The sequence below is a fragment of the Phenylobacterium sp. genome (genome assembly GCF_036501465.1).
Lineage (GTDB): Bacteria > Pseudomonadota > Alphaproteobacteria > Caulobacterales > Caulobacteraceae > Phenylobacterium.
Window position 1 is genome coordinate 1 of sequence record NZ_DASYAF010000160.1, and the last position, 13,485, is coordinate 13,485.

9 protein-coding genes and 2 tRNA genes are annotated in these 13,485 nt (G+C 67.9%); 8 read left to right on the forward strand and 3 right to left on the reverse strand.

Annotated features, from left to right (window positions below; all coding sequences use genetic code 11):
- Both lon and VGL85_RS18875 read left to right on the forward strand, forming a co-directional pair.
- Positions 1 to 1,332, forward strand: a 1,332-nt coding sequence (gene lon / locus VGL85_RS18870) for an endopeptidase La (protein WP_331590556.1), incomplete at its 5' end; no start/stop codon positions are given.
- Positions 1,333 to 1,505: 173 nt separating this feature from the next.
- Positions 1,506 to 1,781 (forward strand): HU family DNA-binding protein, encoded by a 276-nt coding sequence (locus VGL85_RS18875; RefSeq protein ID WP_331590557.1) that lies wholly within the window; start codon positions 1,506 to 1,508, stop codon positions 1,779 to 1,781.
- Between the two features lie 92 nt (positions 1,782 to 1,873).
- Here VGL85_RS18875 and VGL85_RS18880 read toward each other — a convergent pair.
- Positions 1,874 to 1,950: transfer RNA gene (locus tag VGL85_RS18880), tRNA-Val, on the reverse strand.
- Between the two features lie 89 nt (positions 1,951 to 2,039).
- Between VGL85_RS18880 and VGL85_RS18885 the strand changes: the two genes are divergently transcribed.
- The 6 genes from VGL85_RS18885 (at position 2,040) to VGL85_RS18910 (ending at position 11,956) form a co-directional block, all read left to right on the forward strand.
- Positions 2,040 to 2,897 carry an alpha/beta hydrolase gene (locus VGL85_RS18885; RefSeq protein WP_331590558.1) on the forward strand — a complete coding sequence of 286 codons (858 nt, stop codon included), beginning with the start codon at positions 2,040 to 2,042 and terminating at the stop codon, positions 2,895 to 2,897.
- An 81-nt stretch (positions 2,898 to 2,978) separates the two neighbouring features.
- The gene (locus VGL85_RS18890; protein ID WP_331590559.1) at positions 2,979 to 4,391 is read left to right on the forward strand and encodes a peptide MFS transporter; all 1,413 of its coding nucleotides are present in this window, start codon (positions 2,979 to 2,981) and stop codon (positions 4,389 to 4,391) included.
- A gap of 5 nt (positions 4,392 to 4,396) precedes the next feature.
- On the forward strand, positions 4,397 to 5,308 hold the full coding sequence (locus tag VGL85_RS18895; RefSeq protein WP_331590560.1) for an aldo/keto reductase: 912 nt from the start codon (positions 4,397 to 4,399) through the stop codon (positions 5,306 to 5,308).
- A gap of 58 nt (positions 5,309 to 5,366) precedes the next feature.
- Complete coding sequence (locus tag VGL85_RS18900; RefSeq protein ID WP_331590561.1) at positions 5,367 to 7,283, forward strand: NAD(P)/FAD-dependent oxidoreductase; 1,917 nt, start codon at positions 5,367 to 5,369, stop codon at positions 7,281 to 7,283.
- A gap of 318 nt (positions 7,284 to 7,601) precedes the next feature.
- The gene (locus tag VGL85_RS18905; protein ID WP_331590562.1) at positions 7,602 to 10,358 is read left to right on the forward strand and encodes a TonB-dependent receptor; all 2,757 of its coding nucleotides are present in this window, start codon (positions 7,602 to 7,604) and stop codon (positions 10,356 to 10,358) included.
- 95 nt (positions 10,359 to 10,453) lie between these two features.
- Entirely contained in the window at positions 10,454 to 11,956 is a 1,503-nt protein-coding gene (locus VGL85_RS18910; RefSeq protein ID WP_331590563.1) for a tetratricopeptide repeat-containing sulfotransferase family protein, read from the forward strand.
- Here the strand turns inward: VGL85_RS18910 and VGL85_RS18915 are convergent.
- Positions 11,953 to 13,134, reverse strand: coding sequence for a hypothetical protein (locus VGL85_RS18915; RefSeq protein WP_331590564.1), 1,182 nt, complete (start codon positions 13,132 to 13,134; stop codon positions 11,953 to 11,955). The genes VGL85_RS18910 and VGL85_RS18915 overlap by 4 nt on opposite strands.
- 86 nt (positions 13,135 to 13,220) lie before the next feature.
- Positions 13,221 to 13,297: transfer RNA gene (locus VGL85_RS18920), tRNA-Asp, on the reverse strand.
- Positions 13,298 to 13,485: the final 188 nt, after the last annotated feature.

Below are 13,485 nucleotides of genomic sequence, written 5' to 3' on the forward strand. Positions count from 1 at the left end.
GGCGTCGGCAAGACCTCGCTCGGCCGCTCGATCGCCAAGGCCACCGGCCGCGAGTTCGTGCGCGTCTCCCTGGGCGGCGTGCGCGACGAGGCCGAGATCCGCGGCCACCGGCGGACCTACATCGGCTCGATGCCCGGCAAGGTCATCCAGTCGATGAAGAAGGCCAAGTCGACCAACGCCTTCTTCCTGTTGGACGAGATCGACAAGATGGGCGCCGACTGGCGGGGCGACCCGTCCTCGGCCCTGCTCGAGGTGCTGGATCCGGCGCAGAACTCCACCTTCGCCGACCACTATCTGGAGGTCGATTACGACCTGTCGCCGGTGATGTTCGTCACCACGGCCAACAGCCTGAACATGCCCCAGCCGCTGCTGGACCGCATGGAGATCATCCGCATCCCCGGCTACACCGAGGACGAGAAGGTGGAGATCGCCAAGCGGCACATCCTGCCGAAGGTGACCAAGGACCACGGGCTGAAGCCCGAGGAGTTCGTGGTGCCCGATCAGGCGATCCGCGACCTGATCCGCTACTACACTCGCGAGAGCGGCGTGCGGTCGCTGGAGCGGGAGCTGGGCAACCTGGCGCGCAAGACTGTTCGGGACATGGCGCGCGAGCACCTGCTGACCATCACCGTCGACGACGAGCGGCTCGGCAAGTACGCCGGCGTGCGCAAGTACAAGTATGGCGAGATGGACACCGAGGATCAGGTCGGGATCATCACCGGCCTAGCCTACACCGACTTCGGCGGCGACATCCTGACCATCGAGGCGGTGAAGATGCCGGGCAAGGGCCGCATGACGGTCACCGGCAACCTGAAGGACGTGATGAAGGAGTCGATCTCGGCGGCGAACAGCTATGTCCGCAGCCGCGCGACCAAGTTCGGGCTCGAGCCGCCGATGTTCGAGAAGACCGACGTCCACATCCACGTGCCGGACGGCGCCACGCCCAAGGACGGCCCGTCCGCCGGCGCGGCCATGGCCACCGCCATCGTCTCGGTGCTGACCGGCATCCCGATCAAGAAGGACATCGCCATGACCGGCGAGGTCACGCTGCGCGGCCGGGTCACCGCCATCGGCGGCCTGAAGGAGAAGCTGCTCGCGGCCCTGCGCTCCGGCGTCAAGACCGTGCTGATCCCGACGGAGAACGAGAAGGACCTGGCCGAGGTGCCGGACAATGTGAAGTCGGAGATGAAGATCGTTCCGGTCTCCACCATGGACGAGGTGCTGAGCCACGCGCTCACGCGGATGCCAGTGGCGATCGAGTGGTCGGAAGCCGATGCGCCGCCGGTTTCGATCCCGGACGACACCGATCAGGAGTCCATGCTCACCCACTGATTGGCGATCACCCGATCGTGCTGATCACAAGTTGTGTCATCGGGCGGCGCGGGAGCGATTCCCGCGCCGCTGCCGTTTGACGGCCACGCTCGGACATGCGTTGATTCGAATTTGGTGAGGGGCTGCCGGGGGGCCTTTCCGCCTAGAACAAGAACCGGGTGGGAGAGACGGACATGACCAAGGCCGAACTCGTCGCTGAGGTGGCCGACAAGACGGGCTTGAATCGGGCGCAGGCCAAGGCGGCCATGGACGCCTTCATCGCCTCGGTGTCGACCTCGCTCAAGGCGGGCCAGGAAGTGCGGCTGGTAGGCTTCGGCAGCTTCGTGCCGATCAAGCGGCCCGCCGGCACCGCGCGCAACCCGCGCACGGGCGAGACTGTGAAGCGCAAGGCCCAGCAGACCTGCCGCTTCCGGGTGGGCGACACGCTGAAGGAGACGCTGAACTCGTAGGGCCGCCCCTCTTCCGCCAGGGCTTCGAAGGGCATCCTGCTTCGCCAACAACTCGAGGATCTGTCCTGCGAAGCCCGCGGGGCGAAGCAGGATGGTGGGCGGCGAGGGATTCGAACCCCCGACCCTCTCGGTGTAAACGAGATGCTCTAACCAGCTGAGCTAGCCGCCCGTCATCGCGGCTTCTAGACCAGACCCGCCACGATCTGAAGACGGACGGAGCGACACATGCTCAGGTGGGCGACGCTGCTTGGGATGCTATTGAGCGCGACCATGGCCGCCGCCGAGCCCGCTTCGCTCAACGACTACATGCGCCAGCCGCGCCATGCGCCCGACGCGCAGGTGCGCTACGGCCCTGCGCCGGCGCAGGTCGCCGAACTCTTCCTTCCGAAGGCGAAAGGCCCGCATCCGGTCGTGATCCTGCTGCACGGCGGCTGCTTCCTGAAGCAGTACGAAGGCTTCCCGCAGACCAGCGCCATCGCCGCCGACCTGGCGGGCCACGGCTATGCGGTCTGGAATGTCGAGTACCGAAAGCTGGGTGAGGCCGGTGCGGACTATCCCGGCACCTTCCTGGACGTGGCCGCCGCGATCGACGGCCTGCGCGACCAGGCGGCGAAGTACGACCTCGACTTGAAGCGCGTCGTGGCGGTCGGCCACTCAGCGGGCGGGCACCTGGCGCTGTGGGCGGCGAGCCGCGCGCGTATCCCGGCCGCAAGTCCGCTGCACGCCGCGAACCCCCTGAAGATCGGGGCCGTCGTCAGCCTGGCCGGCATCGGCGACCTGGACGGGCAGGGCCGCGTGTTCGCCTTGCCCTGCGGCGACGACACCATCGCACGGCTGGTGGATTCCGCGCATCGCCGCGACCCCTTCGCCGACACCTCGCCCGCGGCCCTGCTGCCCAGTGGCGCGCGGACGGTGATGGTCCACGGCGCGTTCGACGCGGTGATGCCGCCCTACACCGGACGCGACTATGCGTTGCGCGCGCGCCAGGCTGGTGACGCCGCCGAGGTGGTGGTGATCCCCGACGCGGCCCACTTCGACCTGGTGATCCCGACCACGGCCGCATGGGCGCGGATCGTCGGCGTCATCGACCGTGAAATGAAGGCGCTCGCGCCCTGAGGGCTGGAGGCGCGCCTAAGAATGCACACTTCCGCTCACCTCAGCTTTCATGCCTAACTCCCGGCGTCGCGAGGGGATTCCATGAGCGAAGTTACCTCCGTAACGGACGACACTGCCTTCTTCGGCCATCCAAAAGGCCTGGCCTATCTCGCCTTCACCGAGGCCTGGGAGCGGTTCTCCTACTACGGCATGCAGACCCTGCTGGTGCTCTACATGATCCACCAGCTGCTGCTCCCCGGGCATGTGGAGAACATCGCGGGCTTCGTTCCTTTCCGCGCGGCCATCGAACACGGCCATCCGATGAGCGACCAGGCGCTCGCCTCGGCGGTATTCGGCATCTACACGGCGCTGGTCTATCTCACGCCCTTCTTCGGAGGGCTGCTGGCCGACCGGGTGCTGGGCCGCACGAAGACCATCGTGCTGGGCGCCTGCCTGATGGCGCTCGGTCACTTCCTGATGGCTTTCGACCAGTCGTTCCTGGCGGCGCTGCTCTGCCTGATGCTGGGCACCGGCTGCTTCAAGGGCAATATCGCAACCCAGGTGTCGCAACTCTATTCCGAGACGGACGGCCGCCGCGCCGACGCCTTCCAGATATTCTACATCGGCATCAACGCAGGCGTGATCGTCGCGCCGGCGGTGACCGGCTTCCTGGCCCATGAGGTGGCTTGGCACTGGGGCTTCGGAGCCGCCGGTGTCGGCATGCTGATCTCGCTGGTGATCTACCTGTCTGGGCGCCGCTTCCTGCCGCCAGACGAGGCGCGCAAGACCCGCGAAACCCGGGTCGCGCGCGCGCCGCTGACCGGACGAGAAATCGGTGTTTCGGTCCTGCTGATCGCCCTGTTGCCGGTGCTCTCGGCCTCGGTCGTCGGGAACCAGGAAATTTTCAACGCCTATCTCGTCTGGGCGGAGCGCAGCGCCGATCTGCAGATCTTCGGACACAAGATCCTCACAGAGCTGCTGATCTCGGTGGACGCCTTCGTGTCGGTCTCCACGATCGCCTTGATGGTGGTGTTCTGGCGGTGGTGGGCGAAGCGCTGGGCCGAGCCCGACGAACTGGGAAAGCTGATCATCGGCTGTCTGATCGGCGCCTTGGGACCTATCTGCCTCGCCCTAGGCGCTTCGTTGACGCCGGCGGGCGGTAAGACGTCTCTAGGCTGGCTCCTGGCCTTCCATCTGTTCAACGACATTGGCTTCGCCAATGTCCTGCCGGTCGGGCTTGCCTTCTATGCCCGCTCCGCGCCGCGGGCGATCGCAGGTTCGATCGTCGGCCTCTACTATCTGCACCTCTTCGCCGGGAACCTGTTCGTGGGCTGGCTGGGCGGTCAGTTGGAGAAGATGCCGGCGGCGCAGTTCTGGCTGGTGCATGCCGCCCTGGTCGCCGGCGCGGCCGTCGTCTTCCTCGTGGTTCGGTTCGCGTTCGGCCACCTCCTGCGGCCCGCCGCCTCCTTCGAGGACGATCTGGCGACCGATCTCGCCCAACCGACAGCGCGCTAGGGGCCATGCTCTACCGCCCGCTCGGCCGGACGGGGCTCATGGTCTCCGAGATCGGCTTCGGCGCCGCGAGCTGGTGGGGCAAGCCGCAGTTCTCCGAGCGCGAGGCCCTGGGCCTCGTCCACGCCGCCATCGACGGCGGCGTGAGGTTCTTCGACACCGGCGCCAGCTATTCCGGCGGCCATGCCGAGCCGCGCCTGGGACGGGCGCTGAAGGGGCGCGACGTCTCCGGCCTGGTGGTCGCCACCAAGGCCGGCACCTTCGCGAAGGGCGGGCGCGTGGGCCGCGATTTCTCGCCCGCCGCCATCATCGCCAGCGCCGAGCGCAGCCTGAAGGCCCTGGGCCTGGAAGTCCCGCCGCTGCTGCAACTGCACGGGCCATCGGTCGAAGAGCTCGACCGGCTCGCCGACACCATGGCGGGCCTGAAGGGCAGGGGCGTGGCGCGGGCGGTGGGGGTCAACAGCTTCGACCCGGCGGTGATCGACCAGGCGCTCGGCCTGCCGCAGATCGACGTGGTGATGGTCGACTACAACGTCCTGCGTCCGGAGCGCGAGCCGCTGATCGCCCGCGCGGCGGCGGCGGACAAGGGCGTGCTGGCCGGCATGCCGCTGGCCATGGGTCACCTGACGCCGCGAAAGGTCCGCGCGCCGCGCGACCTCTGGTACGCCGCCCGCGGCCGGCTGCGGCATCGACGGGAGATGGAGGCCGCCGCCCGCTTCGGGTTCCTGAACGGCTTGCCGCAGATGACCGCCGCCCAGGCGGCGCTGGCCTATGTGCTCGCCAATCCCGGCGTCGCCTGCGCCGTGGTCGGCGCGACGCGGCTGGGGCACCTGCGGGAGAACCTGGCCGCCAGCGGCCTGGCGCTGCCGCCGCAGGCCCGCGAGGCGATCCGGGCCGCCCAGCGCGCGCTTTCGAGGTGACATCCGCCGCGGGCCGGAGTCATGGTTGTGAACAACGATAACCTGGCGGGAAACGACCATGAGCAGCGATCTCGATCAGGCCCTTGAAACCGCCCACCTGCCGGCCTTGCTGGCGGCTCTGGTGCATGTGACGGGCGACGCCTCGTGGCTGAAGCCAGAGTGGACGCCGGTCTATGTTCCGCTGTCGCGCGGCGACACGGGCCTGCCGCCGCAAATGCAGGATGAAATCCGCGCGAAGGCCAAGGCCGCCATCGAAGCCTACCTGAAGGACGGCCTGGTGAAGGCTGCGACCCCCGACCTTCCCACCCTTCGCAAGATGATGGACTTCGTGGCCGGCGCCCCGATCCCGGAGGAATATGCCGACTTCCTGCTGGACGAGCTCGCGATCTCCGGCCGCTCGAGCAAAGACCCGCAATTCGACCAGCCGCAGTTGCGGGCCGCCGCGCGCAAGCTGAAAGTCCTGGTGATCGGCGCCGGCATGTCGGGCCTTTTGGCCGGCATCCGCCTCAGCCAGGCCAGCGTGCATTTTGAGATCGTGGAGTCGAACCCCGACGTCGGCGGCACTTGGCTGGTCAACACCTACCCGGGCTGCCGGGTGGACAATTCCAACCACCAGTACAGCTATTCCTTCGAGCCGAACCACAACTGGCCGCAGCACTTCTCGCCCCAGCCGGAGCTGCTGAAGTACTTCCGTGGAATCGCCGACAAGTACGACCTGAAGAAGCACATCCGCTTTGAGACGACGGTGGAGCGTCTGGCCTGGGACGAGGCGCACGCCGCCTGGCGCGTGGAGCTGAAGCACAAGGACGGGCGGCGCGAGACGGTCGAGGCCAATGCGGTGATCACCGCGGTGGGCCAGCTCAATCGGCCGCGTATCCCGCAGATCGAGGGCGTCGGGACTTTCGAGGGGCCGGCCTTCCACTCCGCCGAATGGCGTCACGACGTCGACCTGACCGGCAAGCGCGTCGCGGTGATCGGCACGGGCGCCTCGGCCTATCAGTTCGTGCCGGAGATCGCGCCCAAGGTGGCCCACCTGACCGTCTTCCAGCGCACCCCGCCTTGGGGCCTGCCGGTGCCGCACTATCATGAGGACGTGCCGCCCGGCATGCCGTGGCTGCTGGAGAATCTGCCCTACTACGACAAATGGTACCGCTTCTGGCTGTTCTGGATGACCACCGAGGGCTTCCTGCCGATGGTCAAGGCCGACGAGGGTTGGAACGGCCCGTCCACCGCCGTGGGCGCCATGAACCTGGGCCTGCGCGAGATGGCCGCCGCGGCGCTCGCCGCCCAGGTGGAAGACCGCCCGGACCTGTTGCCCAATGTCGTGCCGACCTATCCGGTCGGCGGCAAGCGCGCGGTGCTGGACAACGGCGTCTGGCTGGGCGCGCTGAAACGACCCAACGTCGCCCTGGTCACCGAGGCGATCAGCAAGATCACGCCGAAAGGCGTGGTCACCGCAGACGGCGTCGAGCACCAGGTCGACTTGCTGATCTACGGCACCGGCTTCACCGCCTCGAAATTCCTGTCGGGGCTGAAGGTCGTCGGGCGCGGCGGAACGGAACTGCACGAGGCCTGGTCGGGCGACGCGCGCGCTTACCTGGGCATGACGACGCCGGGCTTCCCGAACTTCTTCATGATCTACGGGCCCAACACCAACATCGTCGTGAACGGCTCGATCATCTTCTTCTCGGAGTGCGCGGTCCGCTACATCGTGGGCTGCGTCAGGCTGTTGGCCGAGACCGGCGCGCGGGCGCTGGAGGTCAAGAAGGGCGTGCACGACGCCTTCAACGTCCGGGTGGACGAGGCCAACAAGGGCTGGGCCTGGGGCTCGGCTGGCGTGACAAGCTGGTACAAGAACGAGTTCGGGCGGGTGAGCCAGAACTGGCCCTTCGGCCTGATTGACTATTGGCGCGCCACGCTCGCGCCGAACCCCGAGGACTTCGTGCTGATGAAACAGCCCGAGCCCGTGGCCTGAGGACGCTGCGATGAGCGCTTCGCGCCACCGGACCCGCGGGTTTTACCCGCAGGCCTGATTCCGCACCGCCCCTTCGGGCGGCCTGCCGGGCCAACCGGCGGTGTCACAGGGCTCGATTCCGATACCTGAGGGACCGCGGTTATGTCTCTTTGGCGCCACGCTCGATTGCGCCTGTCACGCGAAAGGTTTCCGTAGCGAAACACGGTCCTTGCCAAGCACGAGCTTGTCTGTACGCTTCTCCCTCTAGGCGCCATTGCCTACTGTTCCATCAGGACTTGGCCTGAGAGCCGAGCCGGAACACAAAGGGAGGATAGGGGAATGAAGCACAGCCATTTCTGTGGCGGCTCGGCGTTGGTGCTGGCCGCGAGTCTCTTTTCGGTCCAGGCCTATGCCCAGTCGGCGCCGGCGAAAGCCGCCGCCGCGGACGCTGCGACCACCACCACATTGTCCGACCTCGTCGTCGTCGCGCAAAAGCGTGAAGAGAAGCTGGAGTCCGTGCCGGTCGCGGTCACCGCGTTCAGCGCCGAGCAGCGCACCCTGGTCGGCATCGAGTCGGTTCAAGACCTGACCAACTTCACGCCGGGCTTCTCGTACAACGCCAACACCGACCGCCCGTACATGCGCGGCATCGGCCGCAACACCGACAACCTGGCCGTCGCCTCGGCCGTGGCGACCTACTACAACGGCGTCTACGACGGTGCGAACGCCACCATCCTGCTGCAGCACTCCGACCTGTTCATCTCGACGGTTGAAATCGATCGTGGCCCGCAGAACACCCTGCACGGCGCGAACGCCGACGGCGGCTCGATCAACTACACCTCCCAGAAGCCCACCAAGGACTACTACGCCGAGGGGCGCGTGGGCGTCGCCAACAACCAGCGGTACTGGGGCGAGGCGGTCGTCTCCGGCCCGATCAACGACTGGCTGCGGTTCCGGCTGGGCGGCAATGTCACCCAGGAGAACGGCGGCTACTTCAAGAACCTCGACGGTCCCCGCCAGGGCGGCGGCCTGCCGCAGCTCGGCGCCGGCCAGTCGCAATACTGGGAAGCGCAGCTCGACGCGAACCTCGGCGAGCACCTCGACGCCTGGGCCATGGCGTCCAGCGGCCGGTTCGAAGCCGACTATCACCAGCTCGCCAACCGCGCCTCGATTCCGAACAACTACCAGCTGAACGGCGCCTTCTCGCCGAGCAACTTCTTCGGCCTCTGCGGCTTGCCTGGCGTGGCGACGAGCCCGGGCGGCGCGGCGGGTTGCACGGGCGCGACGGCGCTGGGCCAGTCGGTCGTCCCGGGCTCCGTGACCGGCGGTCCGGTGTTCGCCAACGCCTTCCCGGGCAACAACCCGACGATCGGCGACCCGCGGACCTTCATCCAGGAAGCGACGTCGACCAATAAGCAGCATGGCGACATCGCGCTCGCCACCAACCTGACCTACCACTTCCCGAGCTTCGACCTGACCTACCTAGGCGGCTATCAGAAGTTCAACTACGTGCTGAACTTCACCGGCTACGCCGACTCCGGGGTCACCTCATACCAGCTGGCGGGTCAGCCGGCCGGTACGGTGGGGCTCTGCGAACTCGACGCCGCCGGCGGCGGCTACAGCGCTGCGGCCTGCAGTCAGCCGCTCACCATCCACGCGCCGCCCACCACCACGTTCTTTCAGGAGAACGACGCGTTCTTCAGCCACGAGATCGACCTGACCTCGACGGACCAGAGCCCGCTGCAGTGGATCGCCGGCGCCTACTACTATCACGAAGCCTATGACCAGCCGGTCGATGCGGGCGTGCAGCCCAACCAGCCCCAGTTCGCCCATCCTGACCTCCTGAACCTGGCCACGGGCGCGCTGACACCGGCTCCGGTCAACCCGATGAGCGCGGCGTCGACCTCCGACACCCGGCTTCTCTACGACTCCGTCGCCGCCTTCGGTCACATCGACTACAAGTTCAGCGACGAGTGGAAGGCCCACGTCGGCGTCCGCTACACCTACGACCACAAGTTCGGTGAGCAGTTCTGGCGTTTCGAGCAGTTCGCTGTCCCGCTGGGCGGCGGCACCACCTTCATGCCGAGCAATTTCGGCGCGGCGACGCCGGCGCTGGACATCACCTCGCTCGCCGCAGCCGCCAGTTTGGGGGTCAGCTTCCCCGGCGCGGGGCCTGCGTCGATCAATCCTGCCACCGGCTTCGCCCACCGCCTGCTCAATGCGCAGTGGAACGCCTGGACCGGCGATCTGGGCGTCGACTGGACGCCGGACGCGAACACCCTGGTCTACGCCAAGTACAGCCGGGGCTATAAGGCCGGCGGCTTCACCACCTTCACGATCGGGGCCAATCCCGAGACCGGGTTGGAGACGGTGGACGCCTATGAGATCGGCCTGAAGAAGACCTTCGCCAATCAGTTCCGACTGAACGCGGCGATCTTCTATGACAACTACAAGAACGACCAGATTCCCCTGAACGTGCAGAACGCCCAGGGCCTGATCTCGGCCCAGCTGTTCAACCTCAAGGACGTTCACATCAGCGGCGAGGAGCTGGAAGCCACCTGGCAGCCGAACGACGCCTTCGTCCTCAGCGCCCAGTACGCGCACCTCGACGCCGAGGTGAACGACGCCGGCGCCTGCTTCGAAGACACGGTCGACCCGGCGGCGGCTCTGCCCGGCGCGAACACCTCGGGCTGCAACAACGCAGTCGGGGCGACGGCGGTCACCCAGAACCTGAAGGGTGAGAAGCTTCCGGAATCGCCGCCGAACAAGGTGTCGGTCAATGCGATCTACACCTGGCAGTTCGATCCCGGGAAGCTCGCGCTTTCGGGCACCTACGTCTGGAAGGACGCGACCTACGGTGGCCTGTTCAACCGGTCCTATGACCTCGCGCCGGCCTACACGCAGGTCAACCTGCGGGCCGTCTGGACCGACGCGAAGAACCGCTACAACGTGATCGGCTACGTCAACAACGTCTTCGACAGCAACGGCTTCGATGGCGCCGTTGGGGCCCTGGTGGCGCCGGGGAACATCGGCACCAGCTTCAGCCTGCTGAACCCGCGCACCTTCGGGGTCGAGTTCCGCTACCGCTGGCAATAAAAGGCGACGGCCGCGTCTCTCGGGGCGCGGCCGCCCTTCCTGGCGCGGCGCGTGAGGCGCTACCATCGGCTCATGCCTCGCAGGCCCGTCAGATCATGACATCCTCCCCACGGCCGGGTTTGCGGCGCGGGCGGCGCGGGTCGCCGTCCGAACCCGCGGATCCGGCTACTTTTTCGCGGGCGCTGGATGAGGCCGCGGCGCACTTCCGAGCCGGCCGCCTGGACGTCGCCGCCCAGGTCTACCGCCGCCTGGAGCGCGAAGCCCCCGACGACCTGCGCGCGCCCTATTCCCTGGCGGTCATCGACCTGAACCAGGGTCGGCTGGAGCGCGCGCGCGCGCGGCTGGAGGCCCTGGCTCAACGCGCGCCGGACTTCGCGCCCGCCCAGCACAACCTGGCCGCCGTGCGCCAACAGCTGAGCGACTGGGCCGGTGCGGCGGAGGCCTATGCCCGCGCCGTCGACCTGCAGCCCGCCGCCGAAAGCCGAGTGGGACTGGCGGGAGCCCTGGCGGCGCTCGGCCGGTCCGCCGAGGCCATCGCCCAGAACCGCGTCCTGGCCGCCGAGCCGCTGCAGCGCTGGGCGGCGCTCACCCGCATCGCCCTGATCGATCCGGCCGCCGTCGATGACGCCGACCTGGCCGCCATGCAGGCCGCGGCCGCCGACCCGACGACGGAAACCGGCGCGCGGATCGGGCTCTGGTTCGCCCTGGGCGAGGTCCTGGGCGGCCGAGGCCGCGAAACCGAGGCCTTCGACGCCTACGAGGCCGGCAACCGCGCCCAGTGCGCGCGGCTGGACGTGGCCGGCGCGGCCCGCGCCAACGCCCAGGCGTCCGACCAGGTCCGCGCCGCTGCGACGCCCGAGCTGATCGCGCGCCTGAGAGGGCAGGGGAGTGCGACCGCCGCGCCGATCTTCATCGTGGGTTTCCCTCGCTCGGGCTCGACCCTGGTCGAACAGATCCTGGCCAGCCATCCGCAGGTCCAGGGCCTGGGCGAGACCGGCGTCCTGCCCCGCCTGCTGGAGACCGGCTACCCGAAGACCGCCGCGGCCGCCCGAGGTCTCGCCGTCCGCTACCTGGAGGCCATGCGGGCTCGCGGCTGGGACGGGCGTTCGCGGTTCGTCGACAAGACGCTGGAGGACTATCTGCACGCCGGGGTGATCGGCGCCCTGTTCCCGAACGCCGTCATCCTGCACAGCCTGCGAGACCCGATCGACACCGGCTTCGCGTGCTGGCGCCAGCTGTTCGCCCGCGGCGAGGAGACCCTCTACGACCTGGCCGACATTGGCGCCGAATATGTTCGCTACCGGGCGATCATGAACCACTGGGCCGCCCTCACGCCGGGGCGGGTGGTCGAAGTGAGCTATGAGGCCCTGGTCGCCGATCCCGAATCCACGAGCCGCGCCCTGCTGGCGGCCGTGGGCCTGGCCTGGGACCCGGCCGTGCTGGACTTCCATACGCGCCGGGGCGCCGTGGCCACCGCCAGCGCGAGCCAGGTGCGACGGCCGATCTACGCCAGTTCGGTCCGCCGCTGGGCGCGCCACGCCGAACGCCTGCGGCCGCTGATCGACGCCCTGGGCCCCTATGCGCGGTCCGGCCCCTAGAAGGCGGTGACGGCTGCGGCGATCCTCATGACTTGGCCATCCCGCTCCACCGTGAGGGTTCGCCGCTCGCCCGGGCGACCGTGAAGGGCGGTGAAGATGGCCCCCCATGAGGCGTCTTTCAGGGCCATTCCGTCGACAGCCAGCAGCTTGTCGCCGACCCGCGCGGCCGGGACGCTGAGGCAGTCGTTCCGCCTGGCGACCGCAGCGATCAGATAGTCTGCGCCCCGCCGCCGCAACGTCACGCCGACCTGATCCAGTTCATGCCGGTCCGGCGGCGACTCGGCCAGCCAGTAGAGTTCGCGGTGCGGATAGTCGATAGTCAGGCGGTAACGCTTCAGGACATTGCCGCCCAGCCAGCCCAGCACGGGCCGGGCGTTCTTCCGCGAATACCAATCGAAGAGCTCGAACGGGAAGGCGGTGGTCGGTCCAGGACCCAGGACATCGACACTCGTCAGCGAAACGGCGCCCACCGCCATCGTCGGCACCCGTGCGAGCAGGCCCGTCGCCTCGAGATCGCCGACCATCATCATGTTGCTGGCGCCGACGGCGCCAACTCCGTGGGCCCAGGTGGGATGCCGGCTTTCCCAGTCTCGCACCGCGTCCTGCCGCAGCCAGGTCCACGCCGAGCCGTTGTCGATCGTCAGCGCGTAACGGCTTCCGTCGATAATGGCGTCAACCGAGATGATTCCAGTCGCCTCATTGATCCGGAACGGCGTCGCCACCCCAACCGGCTTGAGCACGCCGGGCCGGGCGAGCGTCAAACGCCGCGCGCGATAGTCGATCACCACCTGGTAGGTCTGCAGCACGCTGGCCGGCAGCGTCGCCTCCACGCTCTCGCCGGCAAGACCCTGCGGCCGGCCATGGGTCTGCTGCACCGAGGACGCTGGGACCCTGACAGTCAGGCCGCCAACTTTGAAAGCCAGCGGTTGATCAGCGCCCAGGTGGAGATCTTCGTGCAGCGCCTCATTCACCGTCATGTCCGGCGCGCCCATGTCCACAAAAGCCAGGGCTCGATGCACCGACCCATCCGGCCTCAAGAAGTCCAACTCGGCGTAGACCCGGTTGCCGTCGAGTATGAACCGCGTCGTTCCAGACGCCGGCTCCGCGGCGGCCGTGTGAGAGGACAGGATGGCGGCGCATCCTGCGAGGATTCCGATCGCCTGCCGGACCGCCTGCATCGCTGCGCCTCCCAGGTTGACCTCGGGGCAGCTTAGCAGGGCGAGGCTATCGCGTGACCAGGCTTGATTGTCGGGATCTGGGAGGGTGGCGCGAATGACGGGACTTGAACCCGCGACCTCCGGCGTGACAGGCCGGCGCTCTAACCAACTGAGCTACATCCGCACATGTAGAGGCCCGCGCCGAAACGCGAGGCGCGTCTGATATGTCCCGGGTGGAATCGTGTCAACGGAAGATGCTGTCGCAGGCCGCGTAACACCGGCATTTTTCGTGAGCCTGCGGCGACGCCTCCGTGAGCTTTCCGCGCCGCAACACGCCCCTGTTTGAAACCGCCGGATGTGTGGTCTAGAACG

Bases quoted from the DNA above. Each gene is read 5' to 3' on its own strand.
- VGL85_RS18875 (WP_331590557.1), top strand. From the start codon at position 1,506: ATGACCAAGGCCGAACTCGTCGCTGAGGTGGCCGACAAGACGGGCTTG.
- VGL85_RS18890 (WP_331590559.1), top strand. From the start codon at position 2,979: ATGAGCGAAGTTACCTCCGTAACGGACGACACTGCCTTCTTCGGCCAT.
- VGL85_RS18895 (WP_331590560.1), top strand. From the start codon at position 4,397: ATGCTCTACCGCCCGCTCGGCCGGACGGGGCTCATGGTCTCCGAGATC.
- VGL85_RS18900 (WP_331590561.1), top strand. From the start codon at position 5,367: ATGAGCAGCGATCTCGATCAGGCCCTTGAAACCGCCCACCTGCCGGCC.
- VGL85_RS18905 (WP_331590562.1), top strand. From the start codon at position 7,602: ATGAAGCACAGCCATTTCTGTGGCGGCTCGGCGTTGGTGCTGGCCGCG.
- VGL85_RS18910 (WP_331590563.1), top strand. From the start codon at position 10,454: ATGACATCCTCCCCACGGCCGGGTTTGCGGCGCGGGCGGCGCGGGTCG.
- VGL85_RS18915 (WP_331590564.1), bottom strand. From the start codon at position 13,134: ATGCAGGCGGTCCGGCAGGCGATCGGAATCCTCGCAGGATGCGCCGCC.